The following is a 16,700-nucleotide window of genomic DNA, read 5'->3' on the forward strand; positions in this document are numbered from 1 at the left end:
TCGGTTTGCCGGCGAACAGATTTTGCCTTCTTTGCGGCTGCAAACGCATCGCTGGCGGCGTGGTCCCTTAGGTCAAGAGCATCGGGTGAGTAACAGCCTGATCCTGCTCAATCTGATACGCGCCAACCGCCTCGCCGGATTGTGGAACCGCTCGCGGGTAGCTTCTACCACAAACAGCAAGGTCATGAAATCAAGTAGGAAGTCATCGATCGCTTGGGCGATTGTTTCTGACTTGCCCTTGAACTGGTCCAGCAAAACGCGCGCGTTATCGATCGCTTCCACGCTGGTGGCATCGATTAACTCCTCGACCCTCTTGAAACAATCCAATTCGAAACTCCTTCAAGCGCTTGCCAAGCCGTTATGCACGAAGGTAGCTCCGTGAACCACCCGGCCTTTGACCTGGCGGCACGAGCAGCGGTCGGCCTTACGTCCCGTGCCTCCAAGCACCAGCCATAGACGTGGCGCTGAGGAGCGTTGGAAGGATCGGGCGCTTCCGGCCATGCTCGAGCGGTAGTGAAGGACACTGCTTGCTGGCGACTACGGCCAAAATGGAGTGCGCCAGCTGATCGGGGCTTAACAATTTTTCGCTTTTTGCTGCGCCCAAGTCTCGGCTATGAGTCGGGCAGGCCTAATGGCCTGCCCACGTTGCAATTGTTAAGGAGGAACACGTATATGCCTACTGGAACGGTAAAGTGGTTCAACAGCACCAAGGGGTTTGGATTTATCCAGCCCGACAATGGCGGTCCGGATGTTTTCGTCCACATTTCGGCTGTCGAACGTGCGGGCCTCTCGACCCTCGCTGACGGCCAGAAGATCAACTATGAGATCGAGCAGGATCGCCGCACCGGCAAATCCTCCGCTGGCAGCCTCAGCAAAGCTGGTTGAAACGTCCTGGCAAGAGTGGGCGCGTAGGTCCGGAGGTCCTCACGGCCGATAGGAGCGAGCAAAAACTGAGGGCAGCAGATTGCTGCAGGCGTCGCGAATTCCTCATGAAACAAAGTTGTTTGAAAGGAAGGCGGGGTTGGCCCCGCCTTTTTATATGACGCGCAGATTAAGCCGATGGCTGCAACGCTCCAGAACGAATCTCCATTGCCGAAATCAAGCCGCGACCTTCTTGCGGGTTCGCTTCGTCGGCGCCGGCTCCGGCGCTTCCGGCGCTTTCGGTTTGCGGCCGAGCCCCATTGTCTTGGCCAATGACGAGCGCGCCGCGGCGTAGTTCGGCGCGACCATGGGATAATCCGCCGGTAGGCCCCATTTGGCCCGATATCCATCCGGCGTCAGCCCATAGTGGGTCGACAGATGGCGCTTTAGCGATTTGAATTTCTTCCCGTCTTCAAGGGAGATGATGTAGTCCGGTGTCACCGACTTCCTGATCGGGACTGCAGGCGTAAGGGCAACCGGCTCTTTTGCAGAGACACCTTCCGCCGTCCCTTTCAGAGCCGCGTGCACTTGGCCGATGAGGGCAGGGAGATCCCCCACCGGGATCGGATTGTTGGAGACATAGGCTGAGACGACATCGGCCGTGAGCTCGATGAGGGTGTCGATGTTTTTTTCGGCTTCTTCTGTCATGAAACTCTCCAGGCGGCGTGAAACACAGTCGGCGAAGCGTCGCTTCATAGTGGCGGTCGCCGCTGAAAGCAACCAAGGTCTCGACAGGGTTATTGCGATGCTCGTCCAGCAGCGAGATCTATAGCGCGGTATCGCGCCGTCATGACCGTTGATGCGTTCCGTTGTTGGCGACCTGCCGCGGTGCTTGCGCATTTTCAGGCGCGTCTCGGCCGTAAGCTTTGCGCCAGACGACCAGTAATCTCGAAACGAAGCGGGCTGTTTCTGTTCGCCATCCTCTCTTTGGCTGTGAAATCGGTGGCAGAGCAGTGGCCGCTGATTTTCTCAACGAATTGCCAGAAGATCGCAGAGACCGGATCTACGAAGCCGCCCTCACGGCGTGCTTTGATGCATAGAACGGACGAAAACCTGCGAGCGCAGCGCGCAAGACTCTTTTCCGCTTTGCGAAACAGGTCGTCATATTGGAAGATGCAACCTCCGCGATGCAATGGCTCGCTGCCTGCATGTCGGGCAGTGGAAAAGCGCAAATATAGGCGTCGCAGTCGTATGTGAGGCTGGAGCGGGGACGCCGACGAGGGTATTGTATCGAGATTTCGCCGGCATCTGAAGCGTACTATAGCGAACAAACAATATTTTGCGCCCTATGGCGATGTTAATCATCTTGTTGTATTTTAAATCAGCTTATCGCGACAGGACTGCTACGCTTCCGATGTGAAAATCACTGCGTGGGACTTGGTTCTCTCAAATTCATGATGGTAAATTGCCGTGTAGTTATTGCAAAGCAGTTGTCCCATTGAAGCAAGATGATAACGAAGCCAAAATTGTGCTCCATCGTCTGCCAATATTCGCTCGATGGACGCTATAGGCCTCACAAGCCAATCAAAACAGCTACTCGGGCGCCCTTTGAAATTCGTCTAATTTCGCTCACCCCAAACGGCCCTCCACAGTCGAAAATAAGATTGTCCCGCAAAGGGTGCTACAAGACGCGATCGCGGATCGTTTGGGCCAACGTCGATCTGGCGAAGGCACGCCGGAAATCGAGCAAGAGCTGCAGCGGAACAGATAACCCCGAACCGAAATCTGAGACAGCGGCGGACCCGATTTCTTCATGGTAGAAGGCGCAGAGAGAACCGGAGCACGGCTCCGGCGCCGCCGCTTGCCGAGCAGCGATCCTCCGCCTCCCAAAATCCAATCGAGAAGAGCGTTCAATTCCGGGACGGTCCAAGCTCTGCCGCAAAAACAGGTGTCAGACCACCCCGTCCTCTCCCGCAACTGATCTAGCGCAGGGCGTTCGTGAGCCGCATATCCCAGAGTGGCTGCGTGCACGACGCAGCGAGATCATTTATGAAAATCCTATTCAGTACGATGGCTGTCCCCTTGCTGACAGCCACCGCTTTTGCTGCCGATTCGATCCCCGCAGACCTCAGAGAAACGGCACTGGCCACTTTCAAGGCTTTGCCACCCACCACGCGGGCAGTCGCCAACAACCCGATCACCCCGGAGAAGATCGCTCTCGGCAAGGCACTGTTCTTCGATCCACGCGTCTCGGCGTCAGGCGTCTTGTCGTGCAACTCGTGCCACAACTTGGCCACCGGCGGCGACGACAATCATGAAACCTCGATCGGCCATGGTTGGCAGAAGGGACAGCGCAACGCGCCGACTGTACTGAACGCTGTCTTCAACATCGCCCAGTTCTGGGATGGTCGTGCCGCAGACCTGAAGGCTCAGGCGAAGGGACCGGTCCAAGCCGGCATCGAAATGGCCAATACACCGGGCCAAGTCATCGCCACGCTCAAGTCCATGCCGCAATATGTCGAGTGGTTCGATGCAGCTTTTCCGGCTGAAGCCGATCGGGTCACCTTCGACAACCTCGCCAAGGCAATCGAAGCCTTCGAGGCGACACTGGTCACGCCGGCCCCCTTCGACAGCTTCCTGAATGGCGATGACGCCGCCATGACTTCCGAACAGAAACAGGGCCTGGCGCTTTTCATGGACAAAGGCTGCTCGTCCTGCCATGGCGGTATCAACGTTGGTGGGCAAGCCTATTACCCATTCGGCCTCGTGGAACAGCCCAGCGCCGAGGTCCTGCCGGAAAAAGACAAGGGCCGATTTGCGGTCACCAATGCAGCCGACGATTCCTATGTTTTCCGCGTGGCGCCGCTGCGCAACGTTGCACTCACCGCGCCATACTTTCATTCGGGCAAGGTTTGGGATCTGAAACAGGCCGTTGCCATCATGGGAACCACCCAGCTTGGCGTGGTACTGGCGGACGAAGAAGTCGACCTGCTTGTTGCCTTCCTCAACTCGCTGACCGGAAAGGCACCCGAGGTCGCCTATCCCATCTTACCCGCCGAAACGGCGACAACACCCCGGCCTATAACGCAGATCTTAGGAAAATAAACGGCCAGCTGACTGCGGAACATCGCAATTGACAATGATTGCGACTTTTACTGGACGAGACGAGTCGCGACGTCCATGAGAACGCAAATGGCTCGTTTCCAAAGTGCAGACACTGCTTCCGTCACCAGCTGGTTGCGATGGAATCATGTTGGGATCTGGCGTGCGACATGCCAAGGAAGGCGTCTGACGCATGAGGCTCGCGCGCTGTCGATACCGCGGCGGCCGGCCATCGCGCTGGCGGCCGAATTGCCGCGCGCCGAAGTGATCGGCCCCCTTACGGCGAAGGGGCAGCCACTCCGTCCTCCATGTCCAGCGATTCTTCGACTGCTTCCGGATTCCGGGCGATGGTCCAAAGGAGAGTATTCGCCGCTGCATCCGGTTTCGAGCGACCTTGCTCCCAGTTTCGAAGCGTTGCCAGATCGAGGCCATACCTCACGGAGAATGCCTCCTGAGAGAGCTTCGTGCGATCCCGGACTTCGCGAACACTTATCGGCCGCGGCGCATGAACCTTCGCGATCACGCCTGCGGACGACAGTTCATTCTTCAGTGCCAATAGGTCGACGCAAGGAACCGTCACGAACGCCTTGCCGTGATCGACCATCTCCGTGAGTATCGCGTGGGCCGTCCTGAGCGGCAGCTGTCTCTTAACGAGAATCCGGGCGGCCTCAGGAGTATTCGCGCCGTGAAGAAAACTGAGGCTCAGTCGGACGGGAGAGCCTGACGACACCGGGACGACGTCCCGGGTTCGCACCCGTTGTCCGTACCGCTCCATGAATTTCGATGTAGTCGACATTAAGCTTCTCCGCGATCACTCGACCGAGCTTGCGCAATTTGGACCATCCCCACTGGAGGCATCGCGATAAAAGTACGCCAAACAACGCTAAGGAAGAACAGGCAGTGATCTGATTTCGTTCGACGCTCGTTTTCGAGAGCCGTTCTGGGTCGTTCGCAATCAACTGTGTAGGCCAGCGGAGCGAGCAAGGAGCGCCAGATCCGGACAGGGCTGAGTGGGGTGTTTTTCCGGAAGGTGGGGCCATGCCCTAAGGGACACGAGATGTAGTGGACTCGTCGATCCGCGCGGTTTCGATTCGCGCACCCCGGGCACAACGCTGGGATAAGTCCCATCAGATGCTCTCCGGTGGCCGTCATCTGTTTAGCTGACATTGGGCCGAGGGCTTCCAGCACGAGCCACATGGCGCGGGTATCGACCGTGACCATGGTGCGCCGCCCCTGCCGCCAGTTCCAGCGGCGGCACGTGACACCGGCATCATCGCACCAGATGACTTCGCCCGGTTCAGGATGCTCGGTTACCATTTCACCTTGCTCGATCGTGCCGAATGGCTCCGCTCCCTTCGCAATTAAAAGTCTCGGGACCCCTGGTAGAGATCGAGATCTTCCCCGCCAATCGGAACGCCATACAACACGCTGAGGGCATTGTAGGCATCAACCAGTGGGGAAATCCGCGGGAGAGAGCCATCTTTCCGCACCCGCTTGAGAAGCGCGGCGGCCGAGCACGGCGTTCGATTGGCCTTTGTGCCGAAAGCCTCGTAGGCAACGGCCCACGCCGCAAGATGCGCGTCCCTTTGGGCGTCGTCGCGAAGCGCCGCCTGTTCCGCCGCCGCAATCGTGTCGTTCAACGCCTGTGCATCCGGCACGGCGATTTCAGCGTTCCGCACCGCAATGCTGATCAGATGAAAATCCGGGTAGCGGGCCTTGATCTCGGGGTCAATCAATGGCGTGAAAGACATGGGATGCTCTTTTCTCATCTCTTTTCTCATGGGGAGGCTTTGCGCTGCGGGTCGTTCGGGAAATGTTTGAAGAAAGGTGCTTGTCGAGCGTCCAGATCTTCTGGCATCGGCATAGTGCATGCCGCACCATGCGCTGGATAATTCCATCATTCGGCCGTGGACAAGGCCTGGTAGAGATCGTCGATTATGTCTTGCGGGTGCTCGAGCCCGCTCGGCCGGCAATAAGCTGCGCCTCCGCTAGCTCCTCCATTTCATAGGAGGCAGCAGGCGCGATATGGATGTGAAGCAGCTTTCCTTGCCAGGTCATGCATCGCTCTCGGAAATTTGTCTCGCACGAAAATCTGCCGCCAAACTGGCCTGATCAACAGCACCAGTTGCATGGCGTATTCCCAGTCCAGTTGGCTTTGCAACGAAATGCGGTTCAGCCCAAGGGTCGGTTTCCTCGCCAGCACGCCACGTCCCCGCCGTTTTAGCCACCGTGTCCCGGCAACGCGTCTTGCACCTGCTTGACAACCGCTCGCAGGATCTCAACGCCCTTCTCGATCTGCCGAATGCTCAAGGCGGCATAGCCCATGACAAACCCGACGCGATCGATGTGGCCTTCGTCCGATTGCCGCTCGTAAAGGGGCGAGATCAGGTGCAGCCCCAGGCCCGCCCCTCGGGCGGCTTCGACCAGGGTCGTTTCCTGCGACCGCGGCAGGTCGTTGAACCAAACGGCGACGTGCAGTCCGGCATCTGCTCCCTGGACAGCGATGCGATCTCCGAAGCTGCGCCGCAAGGCGCCCAACAACGTCTCCCGACGCTCGCCGTTCAGCCTGCGCACACGCCGCACATGGCTTTCGTAGCCGCCACTCTCGATCAAACAGGCCAGAGCCTCCTGTTCAGCCACCGGCGAATGCCGGTCCGCGAATTGTTTGGCGGTAGCGAAGACCTCCTGCAATTCCGTCGGGACGACGAGATAGCCGATACGCAGCATCGGCGAGAGCGTTTTGGAGATCGTGCCGAGGTAGATGACAGCCCCGTGGTCCTCAAGACTGTGCAGCGGAGGGACCGGATTGATATCGTAGCGATATTCGCTGTCGTAGTCGTCCTCGATCACATAGGCGTTGTTGTGCCGCGCCCATTCCAGAAGCTGATGGCGGCGCGCGATCGGCATGACGCCGCCCAGCGGAAACTGATGCGATGGCGTGACATAGGCCAGTCGTGCCCCGATCCCCGCCAGCAACTCCGTCTTCATCCCGTCCTCGTCGACGGTGACCGGAACGGGCGAGGCACCCGTACTGGCAAAGACCTGACGCGCCATTCTATAGCACGGGTCCTCGATGACGAAGCGGTCGGCGGGATCGAGAAGCAGGCGAGCGCACAGATCTAGGCCCTGCTGCGAACCGTTGACGATGATGATCTGCTCGAGGTCGCAGCTCAGGGTTCGGGCGCGCCAGAGATAGCCCTGGAGCGCCTGGCGCAGCCGGCGCGAGCCGCGAGGATCGTCATAGGCAAGACGCAACGGGCGCTGCCCCATCGCCTCGTTCATCGCACGTTTCCAGACCAATGCGGGGAAGTCTGACGGCGCCAGGTCGCCATAGCGGAAATCGACCTTCAGTCCAGTCGGCAGATAATCCGGCCAGGGCGGCGTGACGCGCAGTCGTTCGCCATAGGCGGACAGATGAACCGGGCCGACTCGTTTCGCGACAGTGCGGCTCGTCTCAGGACCGCTCAGCGAGGATGCAACGCGAGGTCGTGCGCCTTGATGGACTTCGATGAAACCTTCCGCGGTCAGTTGCTCATAGGCGACCGTCACCGTCGTTCGCGAAACCCCAAGGTTATTTGCGAGGCCTCGGGAGGACGGCAGCTGACTACCGGTTTCATAGACGCCGCCGAGGATTTGCTCGCGAAGAGCCTCGTAGATCTGGCGTGCACCCATCGCGTGCGTGCGACCTGCAGAACCGGCACTTGAAGACTGGACCATTTCATTCATCGCCAACTGGATATTTCACATTGGCCAGTTTGCCGTCAATCTTTCGGAAACCCAAGCAAGATCTTAGAGGCCGAATGACCCGCTCCTATCAATCGGAAACCGATGCTCTCACGCGGTCGCTCAACGACACCGGTCCCGGATTCGCCACTCGGGCGATCCATCATGGCTACGATCCCGCCGGCTTTTCCAATGCCGTTCAGCCGCCAGTCTTCTTGACCTCGACCTATGGATTCGAAAGCGTGGCAGCGAACGAGGCCGCCGCCGCGCTTGGCGGAAGGCTCTATGCGCGCGAATACAATCCGACGACGGAGATCCTCGAGCAACGGCTCGCCAATCTGGAAGGAGCCGAGGCAGGTCTGGTCGTTGCCTCGGGGATGGCGGCTTTCGGGACGCTGATCCTGTCGCTCCTGTCCCAAGGCGATGAACTCATCGTCCACAGGACGCTTTATGCGAACACGCTTGCCATGGTCGAACAGGCGGTCCCCCGCTTCGGCATCAAGGTCGTCGCCGTCGACCTGTCCGATCCTCACAATCTCGATGCCGCGATCACCGAGCGGACCCGGCTTGTTTTCTTCGAGACGCCGGTGAATCCGCTGAGCCGCATCCTCGACATCGCTGCCATTGCCGAGCGCGCCCACGCGCGCGGTATAAAGATTGCAGTCGACAGCACCTTCGCCTCCCCCGCGCTCCAGCGGCCGCTCGAACATGGGGCAGACCTCGTGCTCCACTCGCTGACCAAATACATCAATGGGCACGGCGATGCCCTTGGCGGGGCGATTCTCGGCGACGCGCAAACGCTCCGCACGCTGCACGAAACGGGCCTGCGCTACATCACCGGCGCAGCGCTCTCGCCCATGTCAGCCTTCCTGATCCTGCGCGGTCTGAAGACGCTCACGCTGCGCATGGAACGGCACAGCGCCACTGCCCTTGCGGTGGCTCAGGCGCTCGAGGCGCACCCGGCGGTGGCATGGGTGAGTTATCCCTTCCTCGACTCGCACCCTGATCAGGTGACGGCGCAAAAGCAGATGTCCCAAGGGTCGGGCATGTTGGCCTTTGGCCTCCACGCTGGGTTCGAGGGCGCGCGGCGGATGATGGACCGGCTCAACCTGATCACCCGGGCTGTCAGCCTCGGCGATGCCGACAGCCTCATCTATCATCCGGCAAGCCTGACCCGTGCTCGTCAGCCGATCCGCAAGGATGCGCATCTGGCCGATGGAGTCGGCGAGGACCTCATGCGTCTCTCGGTGGGTCTTGAAGACGTCGATGACCTAATCGCCGACCTGCGGCGGGCTCTGGACGCCTTGTGATGACCTGTCGTCCGGCCAGTCCTGCGCTCACGCACAAACCTGGAGCCTTGCCATGGCATTCCTGAGCGGTCTTTCCGCGTTTCCCATCACGCCCGCCGATCGTGACGGCCGCGTCGATACCGTTGCTCTGCGCAGGCTGATTACTCGGCTTGGCGCCGCTCAGGTCGACTCCATCGGTCTTCTCGGCAGCACCGGCACCTACATGTATCTGACGCGCGAGGAACGGCGACGGGCGCTCGCCGAGACCTTGGACGAAACCGGGGGACAAATGCCGGTCGTGGTGGGTGTGGGCGCGCTGCGCACCGACGAAGCAGTGAGGCTCGCGCAGGACGCTAAGGCCCTTGGGGCTGCCGCGGGGTTGCTTGCCGCCGCCTCTTACACCCCGCTCACTGATGACGAGGTGTTCGAACATTTCTCCACGGTGGCGCGCGAAAGTGGCCTTCCGATCGTCATCTACGACAATCCAGGAACGACGCATTTCCGTTTCACCCCAGCACTCGTCAGCCGCCTGGCAAAGGTGCGGGGGATCGTCGCTATCAAGAATCCGACAGACAAGGGCGATGCGATCAAGAGCCATCTGGCCGACCAGAGGCGCACTGTGCCGGAAGGGTTCTCGATCGGCTACAGCGGCGACTGGAACGCCGCAGAGGCCATGATCGCCGGCGCCGACACATGGTACAGCGTCCTCGCCGGCATCCTGCCCGAGGTCTGCGTGAAGATCGTCACGGCGGCGCAACAGGGCGATGCGGCCGAAGCGCGACGGATCGATGCCACGCTTGCGCCGCTCTGGAGCCTCTTCAAGGAGTTCTCGAGCCTTCGCGTCGTCTATGCACTTGCCGAATTGCTCGAGATTTGCCGTGCCGACCCCCCGCGTCCCATCCTGCCTCTGCCCTCAGCAGCGAAGCGCCAGATCGCCGCCGCGTTGGAACGCTTGCCATCGGATGTCAACCGGTGAATAGCGAACCCGGCGGCCAGTGAAAGGAACTATCATGTATGTACCCGCGCATTTCGATGAACCGAGCCGAGAAGTCCTCTACGAACTGATCGAGAACAGTGCACTTGGCATGCTGATAACCCATGGCCGGAGCGGTCTCGACGCCAATCACATCCCCTTCGAACTCGACACGTCACAGGGAGAAAACGGTACCCTTTACTCCTGCGCGATTAATACACGTGCCGAAGGAAAGTGCACATTCTCACTCGAGTGACTTATTTCAAAGGATGTGATCGCGTTTTGGCACATTCACAGCCGACATGCGGCAGCCGGTAACTCACCACATGGTGAGCAACCAGGAAACCTTCCGGCCTACACTTTCTCCCGGAGCGCGCGTGCTGCAGCAACCATGTTCATGAGGGCAGGGCGGACCTCCTCCCACTTGCGGGTTTTGAGGCCACAGTCCGGGTTTACCCACAGTTGGGCATCGGACAGTCGCTCGCGGGCAAGCATGACGAGATCCGAAATCTCGCCGACTTCCGGGACCCGTGGTGAGTGAATGTCGTAGACTCCGGGCCCGATTTCATTCGGATATTTGGAGCTCGTGAAGGCGTCCAGCAGTTCCATTTTCGAGCGCGACGTCTCAATCGAAATGACATCCGCATCCATTTCAGCGATCGCGTCGATGATCTCGTTGAACTCCGAATAGCACATGTGGGTATGGATTTGAGTCGCGTCCTTTACACCCGTTGAAGCGATCCGGAAGCATTCGACAGCCCAGTCGAGATAGTCGTTCCAATCAGACTGGCGCAGTGGCAATCCTTCGCGAAACGCGGCCTCATCGATCTGGATCATCCTTGCGCCGGACCATTCGAGATCCGTCACTTCGTCGCGGATGGCGAGCGCGATCTGGCGGCATGCTTCGGAGCGGGGTACGTCGTCGCGAACAAATGACCAGTTGAGAATGGTCACTGGGCCTGTGAGCATTCCCTTCACAGGGTTTTCCGTAAGCGACTGGGCGAACTGCCACCAGCGCAGCGTCATCGGATTGGGCCTCGATACGTCGCCGAAGATGATGGGGGGGCGCACGTAACGCGACCCATAGCTCTGCACCCAGGCATGCTGGGTGAAGGCGAAGCCGGACAGCTGCTCGCCGAAATGCTGTACCATGTCGTTTCGTTCGAACTCACCGTGCACCAGCACGTCCAGCCCGATCTCTTCCTGCCAGCGAATTGCAGCCTCGATCTCCTTCTTCAGGAAGGTCTCGTAGTCGACATAGCTCAGCTGGCCCTTCGCATGAGCGGCCCGCGCCCTGCGTACCTGCGGCGTCTGCGGGAAGGACCCGATGGTCGTCGTCGGGAACGGCGGCAGCCCGAGCGTGCCGGCCTGGACTCTGGAGCGCTCGGCAAAAGCGCTCTCTCGTCGCTTCATGCTGTCGTCAATGCTGGCGATCCGCCCCTCAACCAGCGGGTCATGGATCTTCGTGGATGTCACGCGAGTGGCGGCAGCCTCGGCAGACGCTTTCAACGCGCCTGCCACCGCATCCCTGCCTTGGGACAGGGCCCGGGCAAGCAACACCAACTCGTGGGTCTTCTGGGCCGCGAAGGCGAGCCACGACCTGATGTCCGCGTCGAGTTCCGTCTCCATGCGGAGGTCGATCGGCACATGCAGCATCGAGCAAGAAGGCGCGATCTCGACGCGGTCCAAGGGCCAGCCGGCGACGATCGGTTTGATGCGGTCGAGAATGGCGGGCAGGTTCGCACGCCAGACGTTGCGGCCATCGATCAAGCCAAGCGAGAGCACCAGATCCTTCGGTGCGAGCCGACCCACCGTTTCCAGCTGCCCGGGAGCGCGCACGAGATCAATATGCAGCCCGGCCAGGGGCAGAGAAACCGCGGTTTCGAGATTGTCTCCCAGCGGCCCGAAATAGGTAGCCAGCATGATCTTCAGCTCGGGCGCGGCTTTCGACAGCTGGCCATAGGCGAATTCGAACGCAGCTCGTTCGTTCGGGTTCAGATCGAGGACAAGCGCTGGCTCATCGATCTGCACCCAATCGGCGCCCGACAGCTTCAAGCTCCGCAGGAGTTGCTCGTAGACGGGCAGAAGCCGTGGTAGGAGCGCGATGGGATCGAAGCCTTCGGCAGGCGATTTAGCCAGCTTGAGGAAGGTGACCGGTCCAAGGATGACTGGGCGTGTGTGAATGCCGAGGGCTTTAGCCTCGAGGAAGTAATCAACCGGCTTCGTCGACGAAAGAGCGAACGTCTGATCATCGTCTAGTTCCGGCACAATGTAGTGATAGTTGGTGTCAAACCACTTGGTCATTTCCATCGCGGCTACGCCAGGCCGATGAGCCGCATGCTGGTGACCACCGTGCCCACAATCCTCCGTCTGACCTTGGTTGCCGCGCGCCATAGCGAAGTAGATGTCGAGTGGGACCTCGCCGCCATTCCAGCCGTAACGGGACGGAAGGGCGCCGACCATGGCTGCGGTGTCGAGCACATGGTCGTAAAGCGAGAAGTCGTTCGACGGGATTTTCGACACGCCGCGATCGCGTTGCTCCTCCCAGCTAGCGGCACGGAGCGCCTTCGCCGTCGTGAGAAGGTCGGCAGCGGACGATTTTCCGGACCAGTAGCTTTCAAGCGCGAATTTCAGTTCTCGCCGACGACCGAAGCGGGGCACGCCGAGCGTTGCTACAGGAATTTGCTGAGAGACAGTCATGCCAGACCCCGATGGTTGGGGCGTCGGTGACAAGGAAGGCGCTAGCAGGCCGGCACGAACGCCAGGCTGCAGCGGCCACCGAGACACCCCGCCCGTGGACGTAATTCGCCGTGGCAGGTCTCCTGGCTCGCGGGGTCATAGCCTCTACCCGTCTTCCCAAGGCTATTCGCCTCAGTGACATGAGTGGGGTTGGCTCGCCGCTAACAGTTGCGGGGGCAGCGCCGGCATCGCACCGGCTTCCCTCTTAGCTCCGCTGCGGCAGCGCCGTACGGAGAACCACGACGCGGGAGACAATTACAGCAGTTCGCTTCTCTGTCAACGCCGCATAAAGAAATGTTTATGTCGTTATGTTAAATTTCCGTTGGCATGTTCCAAAGGTCGCCTCGAAAGCGAAAACTGTGGAAGCCTTGAGCGGCCGGTAAATCAAAGCAATGACGCACGGCGCCCTTGTCCAGGAGGATAGGAGTTCGTCGGCTGCCGGCAGCAAACATACCGGCAAGCGCCGTGGTGCTGCTTAGCGCATCATGCGAACCACCTCGGCGTCGAACTTCGGCTCCGAGGTTCCGACCGCTTCGTTGGTGATCTGCTCGCGACCATATTCGGCTCAATGGCGAGGCTGTTGCCCATGTGGAAGCTGTTGGCCGTGATGCCCTCGGTGATATGACACAACGATTTCGGGGGGAGCACACCGAGGCCAGGCGCAGCGGCGTGTTGCGAAGTGATCGAGGCCAATGTCTCGAACTGCTTGTTCGCAGCCCACCGGCTCAAGGTAACCCGGCTCAAACCACCGGGCCAGCTCAAGTCCTGTCCAAATGAGGCCTGAGCGGCAAATCGTCGTGCACGCGCACGGTTTGGCGTTCGATCTTGTGATGCGTCTTGGGCGGACAATCGCCACGGTGCAGCGCGCAGAAGCGGTCCCCAATTGGGAAGCCGAGGGCGGTGAGGGCAAGCCAGCGCCACAGGCGGAAGGGGACTTTGACCTGTTTGCCCTGCTGGACCACAAGTTCGCGACACAGGGCCTCAAGGAGAAGACCAAGAGTGATTATGCGCGGGACCTCGCCAAATTCATCAAAAGCAGCGGGCAGTCAAAGTTCGGCGCCGATTGACATGGAGATAGCCATCGCGGCGGACCGCCCAGGCGGACCGCAAGCCGGAATACAACCGGGTGCAGGCGGCCAAGCTCGTCCACAAGATGGCGTCGGGCACACACCGGCGATGGGAGAGCGGACCGTGGAGTGCAGGAACTTCACGCCTATCCACGCTCCCGTGGACGTGTCCTGCGGCACATCGGCAGCGATATTGAGGAGGCAGTTGAGCTTCTGGTCGAGCACTCTTACCTGCCACTACCTACGCTTAACGTCATCTCGTACTGAAAACGCACCACGCAAGGTCGAGATGTAACATGCGCCCTTCGTGGATGGTTCTAAGCTTCCTCGGGCGCGGTCAATCTATGATAACGGTCGCTTGGAACCTCCATCACCGCGACGCGATCAAGGTTGGCGTATCGCGCTCGGTAGTAACCTTCTTCCTCCACTTCGGCGAAACTACACTGGGGAACGTCAAAGGTCGCAGCTTCCAATCCGAAGAAAGTCGTAGCGGTTTCTTCATCCAAGAAGTTCCACTCATCTTCTCCGTCGTCATATGTGACGCGAACATAGGAGGCCATGCGCACGGCTTCCTGATCACCCATCTCTGCGATGATGGCATCGCATTCTTTCTTCAGCTTTCCTGAAACCTCACCCTTATCCCAGTCATCCAAAGCCCGATAGATTTCTGGATGATAATACTCTGGCATCTCCTCTACATCGTCACCGATAAGCTCAATGGTGCGGACATATTGCGGATTTATCAAGAGTATTTTGTTGTCAAGGCTCCAACAATACAGCCATGGCCTGCTTGTGTTATTTCTACGCAGATTATGAAGTTCCTTCAACTGACGTAAAATCGATTCACGCGCCTTTTCATCGATAGGATATTGGCGGCTGCCAACAGTCGTCTTGATTCTGAGCGTGCCGTATCGCGTTTCGGCATCGGCAATTGCAAACGGGCTCGTGCGCCACTCCTCGACATCAATCTTCCAGCCCAGCAGCTCCTCGACCGTGCATTTCAACGTGAGACAAAGGTCCTTGATCTGCTCGACGTTCAACTGCGTTTTGCCTGTTTCCCAACGGGCCACAGTCTGTTGCGTCGTTGCCATCTGCTCTGCCAAATCTTTTTGAGTCATGCCCAGTCGAACCCTAAGCTCTTTCATGTTCATAACTCACCTCGCGTGTTCAACACACGCATTGTGGATGAATTAATCTAACACATCAAGCGTGTTCAAAATCGCAGCATGTGTTTTTAGGGCGTCTTCGAGGCTCCGGCAGCCGTTCGTGACCACTTGCGCAAGACACAGGGCTGGTACACAGCACGAATGGGCGATCAAAAATTACTGCTGCGATGCTCGTCATCAGCCAAGCTGCCGCCGCACCTTCCACTAGGGTGCCAAGGTTCGAAATGAGTGCAGCCGACCATAGCGAACGGAAGGTCTTGTGCTCAAAAGGAACGAGTGAAGATGTTCTCTTCGCCATTGTGGGAAGCCTCGGGATTGACCGCGGGGCTGGATTTATTTCGCCCTCACTCAACCATGGCCTCGCCGTACAAGCCAAGCTGCCACAGTGCGCGCCTGCTAACCCAGAAAACTTGGCGGCCTTACAGGCATGCGCAGGACGCGCGAAGCCGCTCAAATCCCCTAGATGGGTCAGCCATCGAAGACCGGCATCACTTGCCCGTTGAGCGGCTATACGATAATGCTCCGCGCTAAGCAGGAAGCGCCAAAAATTCGAGCGGCGACTTCATTCTCCTATTCAGGAAGGAACTATGAGGCGGCAGACGCGACCATTCACCGTGGAAGTCAAACAAAAGCGCAATTATCAAAAATCCGCACGTTCCATCTGGGGCAATTTCGACATCGCCGCGGCGATGGCCGAGACAACAAAGGAAGTCGAGCCGTTAAATCGTCAGCTTGTTGACTCTACTGTAGTGGTCCTTGATGCTGAACCTTTGCACGAACCGCGAGTGGAGCATTTCATGGCCAATCCTCTGGAAACCGAGTCAGCAGTAGTTAGCGAACCGGCAGACAAAACGGAAACGCCAAAACCGAAGGCGAGAGCGCGGCGGTCGAGGAAGCCAGAAGCTGAGGCGAGCTCGCCTGCCCGCAAGAACGGCGCCAAGCCGATATCCGCGGCCACTGAAGCACCGCCGTCAGCGCGAACAGGCCGAAAGAGCTACTCCGCGAAGGATCGTGCCCAGAAGCTGGCGCAGATCGAGACCTCGATCGGCGGCGGCGCTACTCTCAAGAGTGCGGTGAAGCACGCCGGCATCTCGGAACAGACATATTATCTTTGGAAGAAGGCGGCGGCGCCGGCGGCGGACAGTGACGGGCTGAAGGATCTCGTCGCGCTCGAGGAAGAAAACAAGCGGCTAAAGAGCCTGCTTGCCGATCGTCTCCGCAAGGAGAATGCGGAACTGAAGAAAAGGCTCGGGCTGGATTAAGAAGGGTGGGCAGCTGGTTCTTGGCTCCCCACCTACAGCAATATCGCCTGCTCGGCCTCTCGGCGCAGATTCTGCCTTGGCCTTGGGCCGATCTGCTGGATGACCAGCCCGGCTGCCAGCGAGCCGAGATCGCCGCACTGCTTCAGGCTGCGGCCTTGCGTGTAGCCGTAGAGGAAGCCGGCGGCATAAAGGTCGCCGGCGCCTGTCGTGTCGACCAGCTCGCGGATCCTGGTCGCCTCGATGGTGACGGTCTCGTCGCCGCGCACGATGACCGAGCCCTTTTCCGAGCGGGTGACGGCGGCGATCTTGCAATCCTTGCGGATCTGGGCCAGTGCCTCGTCGAATGAAGCGGTCTGGTAGAGCGACTTGATCTCGTGGCTGTTGGCAAAGACGATGTCGACGATGCCGGAGCGCATCAGATCGAGGAATTCGACGCGGTAGCGATCGACGCAGAACGAGTCCGACAATGTCATCGACACTTCGCGCCCGGCGGCGTGGGCGAGCTTAGCCGTCTGCCT

General features: G+C 59.4%; 17 protein-coding genes, 1 pseudogene and 1 riboswitch. Of the genes and pseudogenes, 7 read left to right on the top strand and 11 right to left on the bottom strand.

Going from position 1 to position 16,700, the window contains the following annotated elements; all coding sequences use genetic code 11:
- Positions 1–72: 72 nt before the first annotated feature.
- Positions 73–327: a hypothetical protein gene (locus tag NKH90_RS26985; protein WP_352805403.1), complete on the bottom strand. Its 255-nt coding sequence runs from the start codon at positions 325–327 to the stop codon at positions 73–75.
- Between the two features lie 345 nt (positions 328–672).
- Between NKH90_RS26985 and NKH90_RS26990 the strand changes: the two genes are divergently transcribed.
- A complete protein-coding gene (locus tag NKH90_RS26990) occupies positions 673–885 on the top strand; it encodes a cold-shock protein (RefSeq protein WP_023679670.1) in 213 nt (70 codons plus the stop codon).
- 213 nt (positions 886–1,098) lie between these two features.
- Here NKH90_RS26990 and NKH90_RS26995 read toward each other — a convergent pair whose 3' ends face one another.
- Complete coding sequence (locus tag NKH90_RS26995) at positions 1,099–1,569, bottom strand: Ros/MucR family transcriptional regulator (RefSeq protein ID WP_023679671.1); 471 nt, start codon at positions 1,567–1,569, stop codon at positions 1,099–1,101.
- Between the two features lie 1,341 nt (positions 1,570–2,910).
- Here NKH90_RS26995 and NKH90_RS27000 point away from each other — a divergent pair.
- A complete protein-coding gene (locus NKH90_RS27000) occupies positions 2,911–3,966 on the top strand; it encodes a cytochrome-c peroxidase (RefSeq protein WP_352822123.1) in 1,056 nt (351 codons plus the stop codon).
- Between the two features lie 274 nt (positions 3,967–4,240).
- Here the strand turns inward: NKH90_RS27000 and NKH90_RS27005 are convergent, their stop codons facing one another.
- The 5 genes and pseudogenes from NKH90_RS27005 to pdxR all read right to left on the bottom strand — a co-directional run bounded on the left by NKH90_RS27005 (position 4,241) and on the right by pdxR (position 7,680).
- Complete coding sequence (locus NKH90_RS27005) at positions 4,241–4,567, bottom strand: helix-turn-helix domain-containing protein (RefSeq protein ID WP_352822101.1); 327 nt, start codon at positions 4,565–4,567, stop codon at positions 4,241–4,243.
- A 191-nt stretch (positions 4,568–4,758) separates the two neighbouring features.
- Entirely contained in the window at positions 4,759–5,280 is a 522-nt protein-coding gene (locus NKH90_RS27010; protein ID WP_502898879.1) for a hypothetical protein, read from the bottom strand.
- A 44-nt stretch (positions 5,281–5,324) separates the two neighbouring features.
- Entirely contained in the window at positions 5,325–5,732 is a 408-nt protein-coding gene (locus tag NKH90_RS27015; protein WP_352822104.1) for a B3/B4 domain-containing protein, read from the bottom strand.
- 193 nt (positions 5,733–5,925) lie between these two features.
- Positions 5,926–6,021 (bottom strand): annotated as a pseudogene (locus NKH90_RS27020) (MOSC domain-containing protein); the annotation flags it as partial.
- A gap of 162 nt (positions 6,022–6,183) precedes the next feature.
- On the bottom strand, positions 6,184–7,680 hold the full coding sequence (gene pdxR / locus NKH90_RS27025; RefSeq protein ID WP_502898880.1) for a MocR-like pyridoxine biosynthesis transcription factor PdxR: 1,497 nt from the start codon (positions 7,678–7,680) through the stop codon (positions 6,184–6,186).
- Between the two features lie 83 nt (positions 7,681–7,763).
- Here pdxR and NKH90_RS27030 point away from each other — a divergent pair, with 83 nt between their 5' ends.
- The 3 genes from NKH90_RS27030 to NKH90_RS27040 are packed head-to-tail and all read left to right on the top strand — an operon-like array spanning position 7,764 to position 10,204.
- Positions 7,764–8,996, top strand: a complete 1,233-nt coding sequence (locus tag NKH90_RS27030) for a trans-sulfuration enzyme family protein (RefSeq protein ID WP_352822107.1) — start codon at positions 7,764–7,766, stop codon at positions 8,994–8,996.
- 52 nt (positions 8,997–9,048) lie between these two features.
- Positions 9,049–9,951 (top strand): dihydrodipicolinate synthase family protein, encoded by a 903-nt coding sequence (locus NKH90_RS27035; protein ID WP_352517524.1) that lies wholly within the window; start codon positions 9,049–9,051, stop codon positions 9,949–9,951.
- Between the two features lie 34 nt (positions 9,952–9,985).
- Positions 9,986–10,204: an FMN-binding negative transcriptional regulator gene (locus NKH90_RS27040; protein WP_352517525.1), complete on the top strand. Its 219-nt coding sequence runs from the start codon at positions 9,986–9,988 to the stop codon at positions 10,202–10,204.
- 98 nt (positions 10,205–10,302) lie between these two features.
- Here NKH90_RS27040 and metE read toward each other — a convergent pair whose 3' ends face one another.
- Complete coding sequence (gene metE / locus NKH90_RS27045) at positions 10,303–12,648, bottom strand: 5-methyltetrahydropteroyltriglutamate--homocysteine S-methyltransferase (protein WP_352822110.1); 2,346 nt, start codon at positions 12,646–12,648, stop codon at positions 10,303–10,305.
- Positions 12,649–12,743: 95 nt separating this feature from the next.
- Positions 12,744–12,944, bottom strand: a riboswitch (cobalamin riboswitch).
- A gap of 555 nt (positions 12,945–13,499) precedes the next feature.
- Between metE and NKH90_RS27050 the strand changes: the two genes are divergently transcribed.
- On the top strand, positions 13,500–13,754 hold the full coding sequence (locus NKH90_RS27050) for a hypothetical protein (RefSeq protein WP_352822112.1): 255 nt from the start codon (positions 13,500–13,502) through the stop codon (positions 13,752–13,754).
- Between the two features lie 317 nt (positions 13,755–14,071).
- Here NKH90_RS27050 and NKH90_RS27055 read toward each other — a convergent pair whose 3' ends face one another.
- Complete coding sequence (locus NKH90_RS27055) at positions 14,072–14,905, bottom strand: helix-turn-helix transcriptional regulator (protein ID WP_352515945.1); 834 nt, start codon at positions 14,903–14,905, stop codon at positions 14,072–14,074.
- A gap of 52 nt (positions 14,906–14,957) precedes the next feature.
- Entirely contained in the window at positions 14,958–15,218 is a 261-nt protein-coding gene (locus NKH90_RS27060) for an MFS transporter (protein ID WP_352822114.1), read from the bottom strand.
- Between the two features lie 289 nt (positions 15,219–15,507).
- Here NKH90_RS27060 and NKH90_RS27065 point away from each other — a divergent pair, with 289 nt between their 5' ends.
- Entirely contained in the window at positions 15,508–16,182 is a 675-nt protein-coding gene (locus tag NKH90_RS27065) for a transposase (RefSeq protein WP_352638041.1), read from the top strand.
- A 32-nt stretch (positions 16,183–16,214) separates the two neighbouring features.
- Here the strand turns inward: NKH90_RS27065 and NKH90_RS27070 are convergent.
- Positions 16,215–16,700: adenosine kinase (locus NKH90_RS27070; RefSeq protein ID WP_352822117.1), on the bottom strand; the 486-nt coding region annotated here is incomplete at its 5' end.

Origin of the sequence: Mesorhizobium sp. M0898, assembly GCF_040319695.1 — a bacterium.
GTDB lineage: Bacteria > Pseudomonadota > Alphaproteobacteria > Rhizobiales > Rhizobiaceae > Mesorhizobium.